Source organism: Halorubrum sp. AJ67, assembly GCF_000513435.1.
Genome location: NZ_CBVY010000005.1, coordinates 86,846 through 88,854, shown reverse-complemented (window position 1 = coordinate 88,854; position 2,009 = coordinate 86,846). Strand labels below are relative to the sequence as shown.

Below are 2,009 nucleotides of genomic sequence, written 5' to 3'. Positions count from 1 at the left end.
GAGCGCGCCGCGATGCGCGACCTCGCCGGACCGCTCCCGGAGCGCGTCCGGGACGCGTGGGAGGCGTACGAGGCCCGCGAGTCGCCCGAGGCGCGCCTCGTCAAGGAGTGTGACCTCCTCGACACCTGCCTTCAGGCCGTCCGCTACGAGCGCGGCGACCGGTACGACCCGGACCGCGGCGACCCCGACGCGTTCCGCGAGTACGACGACCTCGACGAGTTCTTCGCGACGACCGAACCGCGGCTCCGCACCGACGCCGGACGAGAGCTGTTCGAAGCCGTCCGAGAGCGGTATCGGACCGTACGAGACGGGTGAGGAGACGCGGGAACGAAGCGATCGAACCGGTCGAGAATTCCCTAGATATTTCGACGATCGTCGTATAGTTAATCGACGTTTGTAGCCTCTCTACCGCTCGATTTCGGGAATGGATGGTAAAAGGGTTAACGGGGGAGGTCGTCTGACGACGTGAGCTTTCACCACGCATGTCTGACACCGATCTCGTAATCGTCGGCGGTGGAATCAGCGGGGCGTCGCTTCTGTACACGGTCGCGAAGTTCACCGACGTCGAGGACGTCACGCTGATCGAGAAGGAGCGGGAGATCGCCGCGATCAACTCCCACCGGACGAACAACTCACAGACCCTCCACTTCGGGGACATCGAGACGAACTACACCTTAGAGAAGGCGGAGGAGGTCAAGGAGGGCGCGGAGCTGCTCGCGGGCTACCTCGAAGGGGAAGACCCCGACCGCGAGATGCACAGCAAGCGGAGCAAGATGGTCCTCGGCGTCGGCGACGAGGAGGTCGCCAAGCTGGAGGAGCGCTACCGCGAGAACGGGTTCGGCGACCTGTTCCCGAAGCTCCGCGAGATCGGCCGCGAGGAGATCGAAGAGCTGGAGCCGAAGGTCGTCGAGGGGCGCGACCCCGGCACGGAGCTGAAGGCGCTCCAGACGCCCGACGGCTACGTGGTCGACTACGGCGCGGTCGCGGAGTCGTTCGTCGACGCCGCCCGCGCGGAGGAGGGCGTCTCCGTTCACCTCGGCACGACCGTGACGAACGTCGACGAGCGCGGGGACGGGTTCCTCGTCGAGACCGACGACGGCGACTTCGACGCCGAGGCGGTCGTCGTCGCGGCCGGGTCGCACAGCCTCCAGTTCGCCAAGGAGATGGGGTACGGCGAGGGGATGTCGCTGCTCCCGGTCGCGGGGAGCTTCTTCCTCGCGGACGACCTGCTGAACGGGAAGGTGTACACGCTCCAGATGAAGAAGCTCCCGTTCGCGGCGGTCCACGGCGACGCCGACGTCCACGACGACGGGATCACCCGGTTCGGCCCGACGGCGAAGCTCGTGCCCGCGCTCGAACGCGGTCACCTCTCGACGGTGAGCGACTTCGTCGACGTGTTCGGCTTCAACCCCGACTCTGTCCTGAGCTACGTCAACATCCTCTCGGACAAGATCCTCTTCCCGTACGTCGTGCGCAACCTCGTGTACGACCTCCCGGTGGTCGGCAAGCGCGCCTTCCTGCCGGACGTCCAGAAGGTCGTCCCGAGCGTCGACGTCGACGACATCGACCGCGCGAAGGGGTACGGCGGCGTCCGCCCGCAGATCGTCGACACCGAGAACAAGGAGCTCGACATGGGCGAAGCGAAGATCACCGAGGACGGCATCCTGTTCAACATCACGCCCTCGCCGGGCGCGTCGACCGCGCTGAAGAACGCGATGACCGACGTGGAGACCGTCCTCGGCTTCTTCCAGAACGACTACGAGTTCGACGAGGAAGCCTTCCGCGACGCGACCATCGAGAACTTCCCGCGGCTCGACGAGGAGGCGGCGGACGAGGATGCCACCGACGACGAGGCGACGGACGCCGACGCCGCCGCGACCGACCCGGACGACGAGGTCGCGGCCGAGGCCGACGACTGATCGGACCCGGACGCGAGCGACACCAGTAAGTGGCGTCCCGGCCGAGTCGCAGCCATGGCATCGAACGGCGACGACGGGACGGGTACCGGT

2 protein-coding genes are annotated in these 2,009 nt (G+C 66.8%); both read left to right on the top strand.

Features of this window, described 5'->3' with window-relative positions; genetic code table 11:
• Nucleotides 1-315, top strand: a 315-nt coding sequence (locus BN903_RS06640; RefSeq protein WP_048076994.1) for an HD domain-containing protein, incomplete at its 5' end; no start/stop codon positions are given.
• Nucleotides 316-482: 167 nt separating this feature from the next.
• Nucleotides 483-1,919, top strand: a complete 1,437-nt coding sequence (locus BN903_RS06635) for an FAD-dependent oxidoreductase (RefSeq protein ID WP_048076993.1) — start codon at nt 483-485, stop codon at nt 1,917-1,919.
• Nucleotides 1,920-2,009: the final 90 nt, after the last annotated feature.

Bases quoted from the DNA above. Each gene is read 5' to 3' on its own strand.
- BN903_RS06635 (WP_048076993.1), top strand. From the start codon at position 483: ATGTCTGACACCGATCTCGTAATCGTCGGCGGTGGAATCAGCGGGGCG.